Here is a 17,002-nt window from a genome sequence, read left to right as displayed (position 1 = left end):
CCCCTGGGACGAAGTTCGTACGGATCCTTATCCGCGTGTCGAACCTCTACAGGGCAGTGTGGATTTCGTGCTTGTACTCGTCGCCCCGGGCCAAGGTGCCCAGACTCCAGGCTTCCTGACACCCTGGCTCGAACTCCCCGGCTTCGCGGATCGGCTGTCCGCGTGGTCCGAGGTCGTGGGCCTCGATCTGATCACCTATGGGACCAAGGCCGACGCCGACGAGATCCGCGACACCGCGGTCGCCCAGCCGCTGCTCGTGGCCGCCGCGATGGCCTCCGCCGAGGTGCTCGGCGTGGCGCCCGACCTGCTGGCCGGCCACAGCGTCGGCGAGTTCGCCACGGCGGCGCTGGCCGGCGTGCTGACCCCCGAGCAGGCGCTGTCGCTGGTGCGTGAGCGCGCCCAGGCCATGGCCAAGGCCGCCGCCGTCACCGAGACCGGCATGACCGCGGTGCTCGGCGGCGTGGAGGAAGAGGTGCTGGCCGCCATCGACAAGCACGGCCTGACCCCCGCCAACGTCAACGGCGCCGGCCAGATCGTCGCGGGCGGCACGCTGGAGCAACTGGCCGCCTTCAAGGAGGACGGGCCGGCCCGCGCCAGGCAGATCGCGCTCTCCGTCGCGGGCGCCTTCCACACCGTGCACATGGCCCCGGCCGTCGACCACCTGCGCGTCGCCGCCGAGGGCATCGCCCCCGCCGACCCGCGGGTCAAACTGCTGTCCAACGCCGACGGCGAGGTCGTCACCGACGGCGCCGTGCTGATGCGGCGCCTGATCGACCAGGTCAGCAGCCCCGTACGCTGGGACCGCTGCATGGCCACGATGGCCGACCTGGGCGTCACCGAGATGATCGAGCTGCTGCCGGGCGGCACGCTGACCGGCCTGGCCAAGCGCGCGCTGCGGGGCGTGCGAACCGTGGCGCTGAAGACCCCCGACGATCTCGACGCGGCCAGGGAGCTGACCAAGTGAGGATTCCCGACATCGCCCCGGGCGCCAAGGTGCTGGCCCTCGGCCACTACCAGCCGTCCAACGTCGTCACCAACGACGACCTGGCCAAGACCATGGACACCAACGACGAGTGGATCCAGTCCCGCGTCGGCATCAAGGAACGCCGGGTGGCCGGCGCCGAGGAGTCCGTCGAGGACATGGCCGTGCAGGCCGGCGGCAAGGCACTGGCCGCCAGCGGCCTGTCGGCCGGTGACATCGACCTGGTCATCGTCGCCACCTGCACGCTGGAGAGCCAGATCCCCAACGCCGCGGCCGTAGTGGCCCACCGCCTGGGCATCAAGTCGCCCGGCGCGTTCGACGTGAACGCCGCCTGCGCCGGCTTCTGCTTCGCGCTCGGCGTGGCCAGCTCCGCGATCCGCGCCGGTTCGGCCAGGCACGTGCTGGTCATCGGCGCCGAGAAGCTGTCCCAGTGGATCGACTGGACCGACAGGTCCACCGCCGTGATCTTCGCCGACGGCGCGGGCGCCGCGGTGGTGGGCCCCTCCGACACGCCCGGCATCGGGCCGGTCGTCTGGGGCAGCTCGGGCGACAAGTCCGACGCGATCATCGTCAACGACCGCAACGACTCCCTCCACCAGGAGGGCCAGACCGTGTTCCGCTGGGCCACCACCGCGCTGCACCCGGTGGCCAAGGAGGCCTGCGAGCGCGCCGGGGTCGACCCCTCGGAGCTGGCGGCCTTCGTACCTCACCAGGCCAACCTGCGCATCATCGAGGCGATCGCCCGTAAGATCGGCGCCGACCAGGCCGTCATCGGGCGCGACATCGTGACCGCCGGCAACACCTCCGCCGCGTCCATCCCGCTCGCGCTCTCGCGCATGCTGGAGCGTGGCGAGGTGCGCTCGGGTCAGCTCGCGCTCATCCTCGGCTTCGGCGCCGGCCTGACCTATGCGGGTCAGGTCATCGAGATTCCGTAGGATCCGGTACGGCTCATGCCGTACCAATCAGTGCTTGTACGGCCTGAGCCGTACAGAACCAAAAAACACCAAAGGAGAAATAGCGACATGGCTGCCACCGAGCAGGAGATCCTCGAGGGCCTCGGCAAGATCATCAACGAGATCACCGGTATTCCGGTGAGCGACGTCACCCCCGAGAAGAACTTCGTGGACGACCTCGACATCGACTCCCTGTCCATGGTCGAGATCGCCGTGGCCGCCCAGGACGAGTTCGGCGTCGAGATTCCCGACGACCAGCTCAAGAACCTGAAGACGGTCAAGGACGTCCTTACCTTCATCCAGAACTGATCTCACACCCAACCTGATCGACAAGGAGCGCGAAACGTGAGTGCAAACCGGGTACGTGTCGTGGTCACCGGGCTCGGCGCGACGACGCCCGTCGGTGGAGACGTCACCTCGACCTGGTCGGCGCTCCTCGCCGGTCAGTCGGGCGTCGAGACCATCAACGCGGACTGGATCGACACCGTCCCCGTGAAGTTCGCGGGGACGGCCGCGGTCGATCCGACCGAGGTGCTGCCCAGGCCCGAGGCCCGTCGCCTCGACCGCAGCGAGCAGCTGGCCATGGTCGCCGCTCGTGAGGCCTGGCAGGACGCGGGCGCGCCCGAGGTGGCGCCCGAGCGGCTCGGCGTCGTGGTGTCCTCCGGCATCGGCGGCATCACCACCACGCTGTCCGCCTACGACACCTACAAGGAGCGGGGCTGGAACCGGCTCTCGCCCTTCACCGTGCCGATGCTGATGCCCAACGGCCCGGCCGCCTGGATCGGTCTCGATCGCGGCGCCCAGGCGGGCGTGCACGCGACCGTGTCGGCGTGCGCGTCCGGCGCGGAGGCCATCGGCTACGCGATGGACATGATCAGGTCCGGCCGCGCCGACGTGGTGATCGCGGGCGGCACCGAGGCGGCGATCCACGGCCTCAACGTGGCCGCCTTCGCCGCCGCACGCGCCATGTCCACCCGCAACGACGACCCCGCGGGCGCCTCGCGGCCGTGGGACCGCGACCGTGACGGGTTCGTGCTCGGCGAGGGCGCGGGCATCATCGTGCTCGAGTCCGAGGAGTACGCCCGTGCGCGCGGCGCGCGGATCTACGCCTACGCCTCGGGCGTCGGCTACTCCGCCGACTCCCACCACATCACCCAGCCCGAGCCGGAGGGCCGGGGCATCAGCATGGCGATGACCCAGGCGCTCACCGACGCGGGCATCACCGGCCAGGACGTCAAGCACGTCAACGCGCACGCCACCTCCACTCCGGCGGGCGACGTCATCGAGGTGCAGGCGGTGGCCAAGGCCATCGGCACGCACCCGCTGGTCACCTCGACCAAGTCCATGACCGGCCATCTGCTGGGCGGCGCGGGCGGCATCGAGTCGGTCTTCACGATCAAGGCGCTCCAGGAGCGCATCGTGCCGGCCACCATCAACCTGGACAACCTCGACGACGGCATCGAGGTGGACCTCGTCTACGGCGAGAACCGCCCGTTGCCGCAGGGCGACATCGCCGCGGTCAACAACTCGTTCGGCTTCGGTGGTCACAACGTGGCAGTCGTGTTCAAGGGGGCTTAGATGACTGTGCTCGACAATCGAGTGGCGTCGCAGGAGTCCGATCAGGAGCCCGCCGATCCCCGCGATCCGGTCGTCAGGCTGACCGCGCTGCTCGACGAGGGCACGCTGCGGTTAATCACTCCTGAAGACAAGAGCGGCGTACTCGCCGCCATGGGCCGCGTCGAAGGTGTGCCCGTCGTCGCTTTCTGCAGTGACGCCCGCTTCCAGGGCGGCGCGATGGGCGGCGAGGGCTGCGAGCACATCGTGCACGCCTACGACGTGGCCGTCCGCGAACGGGTGCCGGTCATCGGGATCTGGCACTCCGGCGGTGCGCGACTCGCCGAAGGCGTCGAGTCGCTGCACGCCGTCGGCCGGGTCTTCGCCGCGATGACCAAGGCCTCGGGCGTGGTGCCGCAGATCTCCGTGGTCGTCGGGCCCGCCGCCGGTGGCGCCGCCTACGGCCCGGCGCTGACCGACCTGGTGATCCTGGCCGACTCCGGCCGCATCTTCGTCACCGGCCCCGACGTGGTCCGCAGCGTCACCGGTGAGGACGTCACCAGCGCCGCGCTGGGCGGCCCCGAGCCGCACAGCAAGCGCAGCGGCGTCGTGCACGTCGTCACCAAGTCCGAGACCGACGCGCTGCTACGCGCCCGTCAGCTGGCCGTGCTCCTCGGCCACCAGGGACGGGTGCGCACGACGGGCATCGACGAGGTCGACTTCTCCACGCTGCTGCCGGAGTCGGCGCGGCGGGCATACGACGTCAAGCCGCTGGTCAACGGCCTGCTCGACGAGCCGGGCATCGAGCTGCACCCCAAGTGGGCACCGAACATCGTCACGTCGCTGGGCCGCCTCGGTGGCCGGACGGTCGGCGTGATCGCCAACAACCCGATGCGGCTGGGCGGCTGCCTCGACGCCACGTCCGCCGAGAAAGCTGCCCGCTTCGTTCGTATGTGTGACGCTTTCGGCGTCCCATTGGTTGTCCTGGTCGACGTGCCCGGTTATCTCCCGGGTGTCGGACAGGAGCACGACGGCGTGGTCCGCCGTGGCGCCAAGCTGCTGCACGCCTTCGCCGAGGCGTCGGTGCCGCGCGTCACGCTGGTCACACGCAAGGCGTACGGCGGCGCGTACATCGCCATGAACTCCCGCGCACTGGGCGCCACCAAGGTGTTCGCCTGGCCGACGACCGAGGTCGCGGTCATGGGCGCGATCGCGGCGGTGCGCATCCTGAAGCGGCGCGAGCTGGCCGCGGCTCCCGAAGAGGAGCGGGCCGAGCTGGAGCAGCGGCTGGCCGAGGAGCACGAGAAGCTGGCCGGTGGGCTCGAGCGGGCGCGACAGCTGGGCGTGATCGACGAGGTCATCAAGCCGGAGGAGACCCGGGGAGCGATCGCCAAGGTCCTCGCCCAGGCCACCCCGGCCAGAGGCGCCCACGGGAACATCCCGCTGTAGCCGCCCCCCGCAGTCACATGAGAAGGGCCCCGCACCTCCTCTCGGGTTCATGTGGTCGTCGCAACACCTCGATCTGAGGAGTTGCGACGACCATGTCGTTGTCGGAGGGGTCATCGCGTGAGTGCGATGAGTGGGTGCGGGGCCCCTTTCATGTTCAGGCGGGTGCCCCTCGGACGTTCTGGCGAGTGTCCCTCAGACGGGCGCCGGAGTGTGTGTGCCTCAGGCGTTGTGGCGTGCGTGTGCTTCAGGCGGCCTCGTGCGGGTCTCAGACGGCGGCGTGCAGCCAGCGGACGGGCGCGCCGTCGCCGGCGTACCTGAACGGCTCCAGCTCCTCGTCCCACGGCCGGCCGAGCAGCTTGTCCAGCTCGTCCTCCAGCACCGCGCGCCCCTGGGCGGCCATCATCATCGCGGTGCGGAGCCGGTCCTCCGGGATCATGATGTCGCCCGCGGCCCCCACGACCGCGCTGAAGGCGCCGAGCGTCGGCGTATAGGCATGCCGGGACCCGTCGACCCCCGGTGAGGCGTCCTCGGTGATCTCGAAGCGGATCCGCTGCCAGCCCATGAGGGAGGAGGTGATGGCCGCCGCGATGCCCGGACGACCCTCCCACTCCGCCTGCGCCCGCACGACATTGGGCGCGGCGGGTTGCGGCGTCCACGTCAGGTCCACGGGTACGCCAAGAACACCCGCGACCGCCCATTCGATATGAGGGCACAGCGCGGGCTGAGCTGAGTGGACGTAGAGCACGCCACAAGCAGACACCGGACCTCCCGATTCGGTACGAGGTGCGCCTTCCCCAACGGCCTCGCCCCGGGATGATCACAAGTGACTAGGGAGAGACTACCGTCGGTCGCTACCGGGCACCAGAGGGGGGCCATACCAACTTGGTGCCGCAGTGGCGTGTGACACGCGGGTGAGCGCGGAAAGATACCCGCTCATGGACATCCAATCTGTCGGCGAGTCGCTCATCCGGCCAGGTCAGATACTGACCGACCGGGGCGCGCTGTCCGCCGCGGCTCGCTGGACTCAGGCCGTCGCCGACGCCGACGGCGTCTGCGTGATCCACTTGTCACCTGGCGTCGACCCCATCGAGATCACCATGGATCTGCGGGAGCGCGGCTTCAGAGCCTCCCCCAACCATCTGCTCACGGGGCAGCCGCTGTTCTGGGGCGGGCCGGCGTCCCGGCCGTTCCCCACCTCGGCCGTGCCGTACAAACCGGGCAGAGCGCGCTCGGACGTCGTCGTGGGCCTGCTCGACACCGGGATCGCCCCGCACCCGTGGTGGGCCGACAGCGATTGGTACAAGGAGCACCCCGGGGACGACGCCGAGATGCTCGAAGGCCCCCAGGCGGGACACGGGACCTTCCTCGCCGGGCTGCTGCTGCGGCAGGCGCCGGGCGTGTCGCTGCGGGCGTGGCGGGTGCTCGACGGGCAGGGCGTCGGCGACGAGGCGGGCGTGGTCCGCGCCCTCAACCGGCTGCGCGAGCGCCCGCCACAGGTCCTGAACCTGTCCTTCGGCTGCCACACCTTCGACGACCGGCCGCCGCCCCTCCTGGCCGACGCGCTGCGGAGCCTGACCGACACCGTCGCGGTGGCCTGCGCGGGCAACACCGCCGGCGACCGGCCGTTCTGGCCGGCCGCGCTGTCGGAGGTCGTGGGCGTGGGCGCGGTCGACGCGACGCAGGAGCACCGGGCGCCGTTCTCCGCCTACGGCTCCTGGGTCGACGCGTGCGCCCGTGGCGAGTGGCTGGCCAGCAGTTTCCTGGAGCGCGACGACTTCTCCGGCTACGCCGTCTGGAGCGGCACCTCCTTCGCCACGGCCCTGGTCGCGGGCGCCATCGCGAGCGCCGCCAAGGACCTGCCCGTCAAGGAGGCGGCCGGGCGAGTCCTTGACTCTGAGACGACCCGGCAAATTCCCGATCTGGGAGTTCTCATCAGGTCGAGTCTGTAGAGTTTACGCTCAGTCCTCGGCCAATCACGAGGAGGCAGGGTGGCCTCCTCGTCCGTCACGGCGAAGGAGGCCGCATGCACGAGCCACGCGATCCCGCGGAGCTGCTCAAGGCCGCGGCCGAAGACGACCACACGGCCTGGGACCAGCTTGAGTCCAGGTTCGGCTCGCGCATGTGGGCTGTCGCCCGCGCGTGCGGGCTGAACGAAGCCGACGCGGCGGACGCGGTCCAGGGTGCCTGGCTGCGGCTGCTCGAAAACCTCCACACCATCAGGGAACCATCAGGCGTCGGCGCGTGGCTGGCGACGACCACGCGTCGCGAGGCGCTTCTGATCATCAGGAAGGAACCACCCGGATTTCCCTCCTTCGACGTCGTACACGACCCTGATCCGGCGTCTGCCGTCCTGGAGGCCGACGGCAGGCACCTGCTTTGGAAGTCGGTCTCCGCCATGCACGAGCCTTGCCGCACCCTCCTCCAGCTGGTGGCGACGGATATGGGGAGCCAGCAGGTGGCGATGCGGCTCGGCATGCCCGTGGGCACCGTGGGTCCAACCAGGATCCGGTGCCTGGAAAAACTGCGCACCCTGCTCTCACTACAGGAGACGGTGCAATGATCAACGATGAGTATTTCCTGGCGGCTCTCCGGCTCGCCGCCGGGAGCGATCCGATCCCTGGGCATGTTTCCGCCGCCGCACGCGATGCCTTCGGACTCCGGGTCTCTCAAGCCGTGACCGCCCCGCCCGCCGACTGCGCCGCACCCCGTGGCGTACGAGGGGGCGACGGTCCCGGCATGATCCGCTTCGTCGCGGCCGGCCTCACCTTCGATCTGGAGGTGACGGTGGGCGACGGACTCATCGACGTCGCGGGACAAGTGTTCCCGCATCCCGGCGAGGGCAGCCACGTCGATGTGAGGACCCCGCATCTGACGCTCACCAGGCGTCTTGCGCGTTCGGGCCAGTTCGCGGTCACCGGCCTGCCTCCGGGCTGGCTCAGCGTGGTCTGCCACCGGCCCGGCTTCGCACCCGTCCAAACCAGGTGGGTGCGGATCCGCCCATGACCAGCCGGGAGCCAGGCACCGCGTCCCACCCCCTGGCTCCCAACCCCTCCCCTACGAAGCCCAAGGCGCCATGATCGCAACGTCGGACGACCGGTCCGCCCCCGACACCATCGGGCCGCTGGTGATGGCGGCCGAGACGGCGGTGCTGCGTTCGGTGGTCGATCCCCAGCAGGCGCTGCACGCCGGGCGCACCGTCCTGGCCGCCGCCCGGGCGGCGGACTGCGCCGAAGCCGCGGTGGTCGCCCACAGAGCGATGGCCCTGGCCGCCCGCGAGCTAGGCGATCTCGAAGCCGCGGAAGACCACCTCCGGCTGGCCATCGGCACTCCCGGCGCCACGCGACAGCGTCTGGCCCAGGCACGGCTGTCCTTGGTGACGGTACGCACCGAACGCGGCCATCCCTTGCAGGCGCTCCGGGTCGCCGCCCTGGCCTGGGCCTACCTCTCCCCGCTCGACCGGGCCAAGCTCGACACCCAGCGCGCCGTCGCGCTCGCCCACCTGGGCCGCTACCAGGAGGCCATCGCCTCGTGCGACCGCGCGCTCCAGGCGCTCGTGGCCGCGCCGGGCACCATCGACGACCGCCGCTTCCTGGCCGGCGGCCTGCTCAACCGCGGCCTCGTCCACGCCTACCGCAGCGACTGGGACGCCGCGACCCGCGACATCACCGCCTGCCTGGAGATCTCCCGGCACGCCAGGCTCGATCACCTGGCCCGCCTGGCCGCCGCCAACCTGCCCTTCCTCGCAGTTCGCCAGGGCGACATCACCGGAGCCTTCGCCCACTACCGGGCGGCCGAGAACACGCTGTTCGGCTTCCCCGAGCGGCTGGCCACGATGCGGGCCGACTTCGCCGGGGCCTTGCTCGCCGCGCACCTGCCCGGCGAGGCCAGGGCGCTGCTCAGCCTGGCCGTACCCGATCTGGAATCGTCGGCCGCGCTGGTGGCGCTGGCCGAGGCGCGGCTGAAGCTGGCCCAGGTGGAACTGCTCACCGGCGACGCGCGCCGCGCGCTGGCCGTGGCCGAGCAGGCGGCGGTCGAGCTGGCCGAGCAGGACCGCCTCTCATGGCTGCCGCTGGCCACGGAGGTGGTGCTGCGGGCCCGCCTCACGCTGGAGGGCTCCTCCCCGGACCTGCTCGACCAGCTGATCGCGTGCGCCGACGACCTCGAGAACGGTCCCGCCTTCCTGGCGGGCGCCGCCGCGCTACGCCTGGTGGCGGCGGAGGCCGCGCTGGCGCTCGACGACCACCCGACGGCGTCGGCGCAGCTGGCCCGCCTCACCGTGCACGCCCAGCGCGTCGAGCGCTGGGTTCCCGCCGGGACCCGTCTCACGTCACTTGCCTCGGAGTTGCAGGCCAAGCATCTCGAGCAGGTGTCACAGATCCCGGTGCTGGTGCGTCAGCACGCCCTCGCGCTGGAGGCGGCGCTGCGGGAGGACGTCACTCAGGCGTTCCTCGCGGTCCACGACGGGCTGGCCGACATGGGCGGCAGCATGGACTCCTTCGAGGATCCTTCGCTGCGGGCCCACGCGGCGCGGGCGGGTGAGCGGCTGGCGGCGTTCGGGCTGACGATGGCGGTGCGTGACGGGTGCGCCCGGGAGGTGTTCGACTGGGCCGAACGCTGGCGGGCGGTGGCCGCTCCCGCGCACGCCTGCGGGCTGGCCGATCCCGACGCCGTGCGGGCCGGGCTGGGCGGCGCGGCGCTGGTCGAGTTCGTCGTCGAAGGCTCCTCGCTGCTGGCCGTGCTGATCACCGGCGAACGGCTCACGCTGCGGCGGCTGGGCGATGTGCGGCCGATCCGCGAGGCGCTCGTCCGCCTGCGCTACGCACTGCGCCGGGCCGCGCTCGGCGACGGCGGCGCCGCCGCCGCCCGGGTCGAGCCGGCCGCGGCGGAGCTCGAACGCCTGCTGCTCCGGCCGCTGCACCCCGAGCTCGCCGACCGGCCGCTGGTCCTGGTGCCCGCCGGCCCGCTGCACACGGTGCCGTGGGGGGCGCTGCCGAGCCTGCGTGATCGTCCGGTGTCCGTGGCCGCGAGCGCGGCCGCCTGGCTGGCGGCCGGGCGGCGCGCCACCGTACCCGCCGAACGGCCCGTGATGATCGCCGCGGCCGGGCCGGGGCTGGCGCACGCGCGCGCGGAGGTCGCGCAAGTGCTCGCCTGCCATCCCGGGGGACGCGAGGTGCCCGCCCGCTCCGGGGCCGTGCTGGCGGCGCTGACCAGCGCCGACGTGCTGCACCTGGCGGCGCACGGGGTGTTCCACGCGCGTAGCCCGCTGCTGTCGGGCATCACGCTCTCCGACGGGCAGCTCATGGCGTACGACCTGCTCGGGCTGTCCCGGACGGCCGGCCTCGTGGTGCTGTCGGCGTGCGACTCGGGGATGGCGCACACGCCGACGGACGGCGCACCGCTCGGGCTGGCCGGAACGTTCCTGGCCAGGGGTACGTCCTGCGTCATCGCGGGGATGGTGCCGGTGCGCGATGAGGAGGCGTTGGCGGTGATGTCCGCCTTCCATGAACTCCTCGCCGACGGCCGGGCTCCCGCCTCGGCCCTGGCATCGGCCTCGGCCAAGACGGGAGTGCTCGGCTTCGTGTGCTTCGGCGCGGGAAACCGGCGGTTCACCAGAGGCCGGGCAGGGGCTCAGCGCACCGGGGACCGGGCGGGAGCTCAGCCGGTGACGACCGACGCCGACGCTCAGCCGATGACGATCGTCGCTCAGTCGATGGCGGCGGAGGCTCAGCCGGTGGCGATCGGCCGGGTGGGGTCGGCGACCCACTCCGACCACGAGCCCACGTAGAGCGCCGCGGGCAGGCCCGCCACCTCCATGGCCAGCAGCTCGTGCGCGGCCGTGACGCCGGAGCCGCAGTAGGCTCCGGCCGGCACCCCCTCACCCACCCCGAGGGCGGCGAACCGCTCGCGCAGGTCGGCCGCGGGACGGAACCGGCCGTCGGGGCCGATGTTCTCCGTGGTCGGCGCGCTGACGGCGCCGGGCACGTGCCCGGCGACGGGGTCGATGGGCTCTACCTCGCCCCGATAGCGCTCACCCGCCCGCGCGTCCAGCAGCACTCCCGACGTCGCGAGCGCCCCGGCCTCGGCGGCGCTCAGCAGTGGCATCCCGCCCGGCCTGGCGACGAAGTCACCGGGTGCCACCTCGGGCGTCTCCTTGACGACCGGCAAACCCGCGTCGGCCCAGGCGGACAGGCCGCCGTCCAGCACCCGGACGTCCGGGTGACCGAAGTAACGCAGCGTCCACCAGGCCCGCGCGGCGGCCATCGAGCCCGTGTCGTCGTAGACGACCACCGGCCGTTCGCCGGACACCCCCAGCCGCCGCATCGCGCTCTCGAAGTCGTCCGGCTCCGGCAGCGGATGCCGCCCGGCCGCTCCGGCCGGCGCGGCGAGGTCGGCGTCGAGAGCGCAGAAGACGGCGCCCGGCAGGTGCCCCTCGGCATACATCTCGATCCCCGGCGGGCCGCCGAGCCGCCACCGCACGTCGAGCAGGGTCACGCCGTCCAGCGCGGCGAGCTCCTCGGGCGTGATCAACGGGCTCATCGAGTGCTCACCCCAGATGCCATGAATGACGTCATCGGCTGCTTACCTCCAAGAGTGGTACGTGCTGTTCGGCCGTCGTCATCGAACCGTGGTAGCCGGTGAACAGCGCCTCGATCGGATGCGCGCTCGGCGCGGTGAGCGCCAGGTCAGCGTACGGGACGGCCACGACGTCGCCGATGCGCTCCAGCCATTCGGACCGCACGCGCGGCCCGAACCAGCCGGACTCGACCGCCTCCTGCCTCGACACCACCCATGCCCTGCCCGCCAGGGTCTCACGCCACGCGTCGAGCACCTCGGAGGCGGCGCCCGGCTCGGCGTACACATGCCTGGCCCGCGCCTCCCCGCCGAGCATCGCCACGCCCCGGCTCAGCGCCGGGTCGGTCTCGGCGTCGACCTTGTCGGTCACGTTGACCATGCCGTGGTCGGCGGTGATGTAGAGGGCGGAGCCGGCAGGCAGGTCCGCGGCCATGCGCTCGGCCATCCGGTCGACGATTTCCAGCTGGTCGAGCCACTCCTCGCTGCCCCAGCCGGTCATGTGGCCCATCGCGTCGAGGTCGCCGTAGTAGACGGTGACGTGGGCCCTCGGCTCGGCCATCGCCGCGCGTACCCTAGCCACGCGCTCGTCGACGCTGTCGGCGGCCAGATAGCGCACGCCGCGGTAGACGGCCTCGGTCAGGCCGCTCCCCTCGAACTGGGCCGGAGCCACATAACTCGGCACGATCCCCGCGGCGGCGGCGCGCTGGAAGACGGTCTCGGCGGGCTGCCATCGGCTCGGCTCCATGAAGGCGCCGCCGGGCAGCGTCCAGCGCAGGCAGTTGAACAGGTGCCCGGCGCCCGGCACGGCCAGCATCAGACCCAGCATGCCGTGCTCACCCGGCGCCACACCGGTGCCCAGCGAGCACAGGCTGGTGACGGTGGTGGCGGGGAACCCGGCGGTGAGCGTGGTCCGGGTGGCGGCGGCGAGGAAGGGCGCCCGGTCGGCGTGCGCTTGGAGCAGCTCATCGCCGAGCCCGTCCACGAGGAACAGGCAGACGCGGTCGGCGGGGGCGAGCTGGAGGTGGTTCGGCTCGGCCATGCCCAGTGCCGCGAGCAGCGCCCCGGGCAGCTCGGCCAGCGACGCGGTGCCGTAGCTGGGAATCAGTGGCGCGTATCCGCCCATGACGCTCCATTCCGTTCGTCCGAAAACCCGATCATGCAATCCCCCCGAGCCCGAGCTTGTTGTACGGCACCGCCAAGCGGACGCCACCCGTCATACGTGGCTGAGGGCCTCCAGGAAAACGCCCGCAGAGCCCGGCGGGTGGTCTCTTCGACAAACCCCGTCCATCCGTTACGGCAAGCCGCACCCACCGCCACCCGCCACACGTGGCTGAGGGCCTCCAGGAAAACGCCCGCAGAGCCCGGCGGGCGGTCTCTCCGACAAACCCCGTCCATCCGTTACGGCAAGCCGCACCCACCGCCACCCGCCACACGTGGCTGAGGGCCTCCAGGAAAACGCCCGCTGAACCCGCACATGGCTGGGCGCCGATACGTGCGTATTCTTGGCCGTCTTCTTCGCTTGATCGGCTGGGCACCGTACATATGGTGCGGGGCCGTTCGTGGGGAATGTCCGGCTGGAGCGGCGCGCCCAAGCGCGGCCGCGTGGGCACCGTGGATGCCGTGGACGCCGTAGATGTCGTGGAGCAACTGGGGCAGCCGACATCGCAGGCGCACGGCCGCCGCCGTGGACCGGATGGCGCCGCCGGGGCGCTGGCGTCTGGGCGTGGCTCATCGGCCCCGCCCGAGAGCGCCGTGCGCTGTCGTCGAGGTTCCCTCCTGGGCGCGGTCCCATGGACCGGAGTGCGCGTTGTCTGCATGCCTCTTGCCCTGGTGGCGCCGAGAGGGTGGGCGCCTGGGAGTGGTCTTGTCAGGTCGTGGCGCGGGCGGTGGCTTCCGAGAGGGACTTGGAGAAGGCGAGGACGTGGTTGACCGCGTCGGGACCGTCGGCCGCCTCGCTCACCCGGAGCGAGAGGTCGTCCGCGGTGATGGCGCCCGTGTAGCCGTGGTCGGCCTCGCAGTTCTCGTCGCCGCAGGTGGCCGGCTCAAGATCGACGTGGGAGATGGCGCCCCAGCCGATCGTGAGCGTGACCTCCGTGGGAGGGACGCCGGGCACGTAGGAGGCGGGGTCGGGGACGACACGGGTGACCGCGACCGACTGGACGCGGCTCAGGCGCACCGCCTCCGTGGTCGTGGAGGCGTGTGAGGTCGAGACGCCTTCCACCGCCGGGTGTTCGTCGGTGTGGCAGACCAGCAGCCTCGTCGTCGACAGCACCAGGACGGTGACGTGTCTGCGCACTTCCATCGCGGGATCGAAGGTGGCCTCATGATGGACCACGAATGCGGTCACAGCCTCCTTGCCCAGCGCGGATTCGACCGCATCGGTGACGAGGTCGGGGTAGTAGCCGCTGCGCTCGATCGCTTCACGCAGGCCCGCGGCTGAGACTCGGGTTTCCCTCATGGGTCCATCCTGCCAGGACCGCGCAGTGCACTCACCCACCAGACATAACGCTCTATAACGTCTTTTATCCGTTATCTACGTGTACGGCCATGTGCAATTACCGGACGTGCCATTGCGCCTCATCACTGCCACCGCGCCGACCACTCGAGTGACAAATGGTGAAATTTCATAGAAATGAGGTTTGGCGAGCCTCCGAGAACCACCGTCCAGGCGGACGCCTGGGAACCCCAAGTTCGCGAACAGTGAAACGATCACAAGCTCTCAGAAGGACCTAGTTACGGTCAAGACCCAAATTTTCCAGCGACGAGACGTCTCCGCCGCGGATCACGCTGCGCCCTATTGACGAGGCGTGCGCCAAAAGTTACGGTCAGGGCCGAAACTAAGCAGAATCGAACAGCTCGCTGGAGGTACGGACATGCCGCGATCCCCTCTGGTAACCCTGGCCGGGTTCATCCCACGCTTGTCGTCACCGCCACCACCTGAGGCCGGCGACCGAAACCCGGCCGGGCTCAGGCCCGATGAGCGCCGTCTCGCCGTGAAGGGGACATTATGAGGCGCCTGCTGGCAGGGGCGCTGTCGACGGCTCTGCTGACGGCGCTGCTCACCGTCCCGCTCGCGCCGGCGCAGGCCGCCGACCTGCGGATCGTCAACGGCGGTTTCGACGACGGACTGACCGGGTGGAGCGGATCGCACAGCCCGGGCGGTGTCACGGCCGTGACCTGGGACGGCCGCAGCACGGCGCGCGTCGCCGACACCGAGCCGGGCAACGCGTACGGCAGGGAGAGCCAGCCCGGCCTGCCCGCCACCGCGGGTACGCGCTACACCGCCTATGCCCAGGTCTGGGCCGACAGCGGTAGCGCCGAGCTGTACCTGCGCTTCAGGGGAACCTCGGGCCAGCTCCTCGGCAGCGCGAACGCCTCGGTCACGGGCAAGCGGTGGAACGGCGTCACGGCCTCCGGCGTCGCGCCCGCCGGCACGGCCACGGTCTCGGCGCTCATCTACTCGGGCGTCGCCAATGTGGGCACCGCCTACTGGGACGAGGTGCTGATCACCAAGGACACGACCGATCTCGGCGTGCAACTCGAGAGCAGCGTGCCCAACGCCACCACGTTCGCGGGCGGCGACGCGTACGCGATCTACACCGGCACCGCGGACGCCAACCCGCAGCTCGCGGAGATCGACCTGGCCACCGAGAAGGTGACCAAGAAGATCACGATCCCGGACAGCGCCGCCACGCCCACGGTCGGCGGCTGGGCGGCGACCACGGCCACCGACGGCAGCGTCTACCTCGGCACCTACCCCAACTCCAAGCTCTACCGGCACGTCCCCGGCCAGGCGATGGTGACCGACCTCGGCAGGGCGGAGGGCGGCTACTCCTTCATCTGGGACCTGGAGGCGGGAGCGGGCGGGAAGGTGTATGGGGGCACGTACAACGACGGCCGCTACTTCAAGTACGACAACGGCGCCTTCACCACGATCGGCAGCGTGCCCATCGTGGCCGGTGCGCAGTACGTGCGCAGCCTCGCCCACGACCCGGTCGCCAACGCCACCTACCTGGGCACGGGGACGAACGCCGCGCTGGTCAGGTTCGACAACGTCACCGGGCGGACCGACAGCCTCCTGCCCGCCGCCTACGCGCACAACTCCATGGTGGGCGGCCTCACCTGGACCGGAGGCAGGCTGTTCGCCTGGATCGACCGTACGCTGCTCGTCCTGCAGATCATCAAGAACGCCGACGGCTCCTACCGGGCCGTCACCGACGCCACGATCACCGATGTGGACCTGCACCACTCACCGGCCGCCGACGGCAAGGTCTGGCTGGTCAAGGACGGCCTGCTGCAGTCCTATGACTTGGCCGCCAAGGCCGTGCGGGCGACGACCGTACAGCCCGGCTTGGACGTCACCGGCTACACCTGGGTGGACGGCACGCTCATCGGTCTCGGCGCGGCCGGCGACGGCACCAGGATCTTCAAGTACGCGCCCGCGACCGGTCAGTGGAGCAGCCGGGTCGTCGGCGGCACCCCGGTCCTGCCCGCCGCGATCAACGCGCTCGGCGCCGGTCCCGACGGGCAGATCTACACCGGCGGCTACCTGACGGGTGGCACCGGCGTCTACGACCCGCTGCGCGGCGACGCCGACGACGGCAGCCCGGACACGCCCACCCGTACCGGACTCAGCCAGACCGACAGCCTGCTGGCCCACGACGGGCGGCTCTACATCGGCGCCTACCCCTCGGCCAAGCTCTACAGCTATGACCCGGCGGGGCCGTGGCCGCCCACTCTCAAGTACACCGGCGGCGCGGTGGGCGACAAGGCCGACGACTGCGAGCCGGGTAACGGGCCGCCGCCGCAGGACCGCCCGTACGCGCTGGCCGGCGGCCCCGACGGCACGGTGTACATGGGCACGGTGCCCAAGTACGGCAAACGCAGCGGCGCGCTCACCATCTGGAAGGAAGGCACGGCGGGCCGGACCGTGTGCGTGGTGCGGGACCAGGCCGTCGTCTCGCTGGCCTACGCGGGCGGCAAGGTGTTCGGCGGCACCTCCACGCGCGGGGCGCTGGGCGTCGACCCCGTCTACGCCCCGGGAGCCTCGGCCACCCTGTTCTCCTACGATCCCGCGACCGGCGCCGTACGCACCCACCCGCTGCCGTTGACCGCGCCCAAGGCCGTCACGGCCCTCACCGAGGTGGACGGCGGGCTCTGGGGCCTGGCCGGTGGGTCGCTGTTCACACTCGACCCGGCCAGCCCCGACGCGATCACCGTGAAAAGGCTGTTCGCCGACCCCGACTACACCGCCAAACCCAGCCTGGCCTGGCGCGACGGGGTCCTGCTGACCGTGGACAAGGATCCGGGCGGTGTGTACGGCACCTCAGGCGACCAGCTCTTCCGGATCGACAGGTCGACCAAGGCCATGACCGTGCTGCTGACCGACCCGGGGATGGAAGGGCTGACGGCCGACCGGTTCGGCAACCTCTATTACAAGATCAACGAGCGGCTGCACAGGCTCACGGTGACGGCGCCGTAACCGATCTCC

Annotated in this window: 14 protein-coding genes; 10 read left to right on the top strand and 4 right to left on the bottom strand. The window is 71.3% G+C overall.

The window, feature by feature from the left end:
• The first annotated feature begins 67 nt into the window (after positions 1-67).
• The 5 genes from AB0J16_RS29100 (at position 68) to AB0J16_RS29080 (ending at position 4,938) form a co-directional block, all read left to right on the top strand.
• The gene (locus AB0J16_RS29100) at positions 68-964 is read left to right on the top strand and encodes an ACP S-malonyltransferase (protein WP_358545043.1); all 897 of its coding nucleotides are present in this window, start codon (positions 68-70) and stop codon (positions 962-964) included.
• Positions 961-1,917 (top strand): beta-ketoacyl-ACP synthase III, encoded by a 957-nt coding sequence (locus tag AB0J16_RS29095; RefSeq protein WP_358545041.1) that lies wholly within the window; start codon positions 961-963, stop codon positions 1,915-1,917. Before AB0J16_RS29100 ends, AB0J16_RS29095 begins: the two co-directional genes overlap by 4 nt.
• Before the next feature lie 87 nt (positions 1,918-2,004).
• Positions 2,005-2,244: an acyl carrier protein gene (locus AB0J16_RS29090; protein WP_357648573.1), complete on the top strand. Its 240-nt coding sequence runs from the start codon at positions 2,005-2,007 to the stop codon at positions 2,242-2,244.
• A gap of 36 nt (positions 2,245-2,280) precedes the next feature.
• Positions 2,281-3,513, top strand: coding sequence for a beta-ketoacyl-ACP synthase II (fabF, locus tag AB0J16_RS29085; RefSeq protein ID WP_357940357.1), 1,233 nt, complete (start codon positions 2,281-2,283; stop codon positions 3,511-3,513).
• Positions 3,514-4,938 (top strand): carboxyl transferase domain-containing protein, encoded by a 1,425-nt coding sequence (locus AB0J16_RS29080; protein WP_358545039.1) that lies wholly within the window; start codon positions 3,514-3,516, stop codon positions 4,936-4,938.
• Between the two features lie 265 nt (positions 4,939-5,203).
• On the opposite strand, the gene AB0J16_RS29075 is transcribed toward AB0J16_RS29080, so the two are convergent.
• Positions 5,204-5,698 (bottom strand): DUF3145 domain-containing protein, encoded by a 495-nt coding sequence (locus tag AB0J16_RS29075; RefSeq protein WP_357940353.1) that lies wholly within the window; start codon positions 5,696-5,698, stop codon positions 5,204-5,206.
• A 175-nt stretch (positions 5,699-5,873) separates the two neighbouring features.
• Here AB0J16_RS29075 and AB0J16_RS29070 point away from each other — a divergent pair, with 175 nt between their 5' ends.
• The 4 genes from AB0J16_RS29070 to AB0J16_RS29055 all read left to right on the top strand — a co-directional run bounded on the left by AB0J16_RS29070 (position 5,874) and on the right by AB0J16_RS29055 (position 10,723).
• On the top strand, positions 5,874-6,887 hold the full coding sequence (locus AB0J16_RS29070; RefSeq protein WP_358545038.1) for a S8/S53 family peptidase: 1,014 nt from the start codon (positions 5,874-5,876) through the stop codon (positions 6,885-6,887).
• 74 nt (positions 6,888-6,961) lie between these two features.
• Complete coding sequence (locus AB0J16_RS29065) at positions 6,962-7,498, top strand: sigma-70 family RNA polymerase sigma factor (RefSeq protein WP_357940349.1); 537 nt, start codon at positions 6,962-6,964, stop codon at positions 7,496-7,498.
• Entirely contained in the window at positions 7,495-7,941 is a 447-nt protein-coding gene (locus tag AB0J16_RS29060; RefSeq protein ID WP_225288994.1) for a hypothetical protein, read from the top strand. The genes AB0J16_RS29065 and AB0J16_RS29060 overlap by 4 nt, the downstream gene beginning before the upstream one ends.
• Before the next feature lie 70 nt (positions 7,942-8,011).
• Positions 8,012-10,723, top strand: a complete 2,712-nt coding sequence (locus AB0J16_RS29055) for a CHAT domain-containing tetratricopeptide repeat protein (RefSeq protein WP_358545036.1) — start codon at positions 8,012-8,014, stop codon at positions 10,721-10,723.
• On the opposite strand, the gene AB0J16_RS29050 is transcribed toward AB0J16_RS29055, so the two are convergent.
• The 3 genes from AB0J16_RS29050 to AB0J16_RS29040 form a co-directional block, all read right to left on the bottom strand.
• A complete protein-coding gene (locus tag AB0J16_RS29050) occupies positions 10,663-11,475 on the bottom strand; it encodes a sulfurtransferase (protein WP_358545034.1) in 813 nt (270 codons plus the stop codon). The genes AB0J16_RS29055 and AB0J16_RS29050 overlap by 61 nt on opposite strands.
• 31 nt (positions 11,476-11,506) lie before the next feature.
• Positions 11,507-12,634, bottom strand: coding sequence for an alkaline phosphatase family protein (locus tag AB0J16_RS29045; protein WP_358545032.1), 1,128 nt, complete (start codon positions 12,632-12,634; stop codon positions 11,507-11,509).
• 744 nt (positions 12,635-13,378) lie between these two features.
• Positions 13,379-13,969 (bottom strand): DUF5998 family protein, encoded by a 591-nt coding sequence (locus tag AB0J16_RS29040; protein ID WP_225288990.1) that lies wholly within the window; start codon positions 13,967-13,969, stop codon positions 13,379-13,381.
• 549 nt (positions 13,970-14,518) lie between these two features.
• Between AB0J16_RS29040 and AB0J16_RS29035 the strand changes: the two genes are divergently transcribed.
• On the top strand, positions 14,519-16,993 hold the full coding sequence (locus AB0J16_RS29035; protein ID WP_358545030.1) for a hypothetical protein: 2,475 nt from the start codon (positions 14,519-14,521) through the stop codon (positions 16,991-16,993).
• Positions 16,994-17,002 lie beyond the last annotated feature (9 nt).

The sequence above is a fragment of the Nonomuraea sp. NPDC049750 genome (genome assembly GCF_040659625.1).
GTDB lineage: Bacteria > Actinomycetota > Actinomycetes > Streptosporangiales > Streptosporangiaceae > Nonomuraea.
This window is presented reverse-complemented; position numbering and strand designations above follow the sequence as displayed.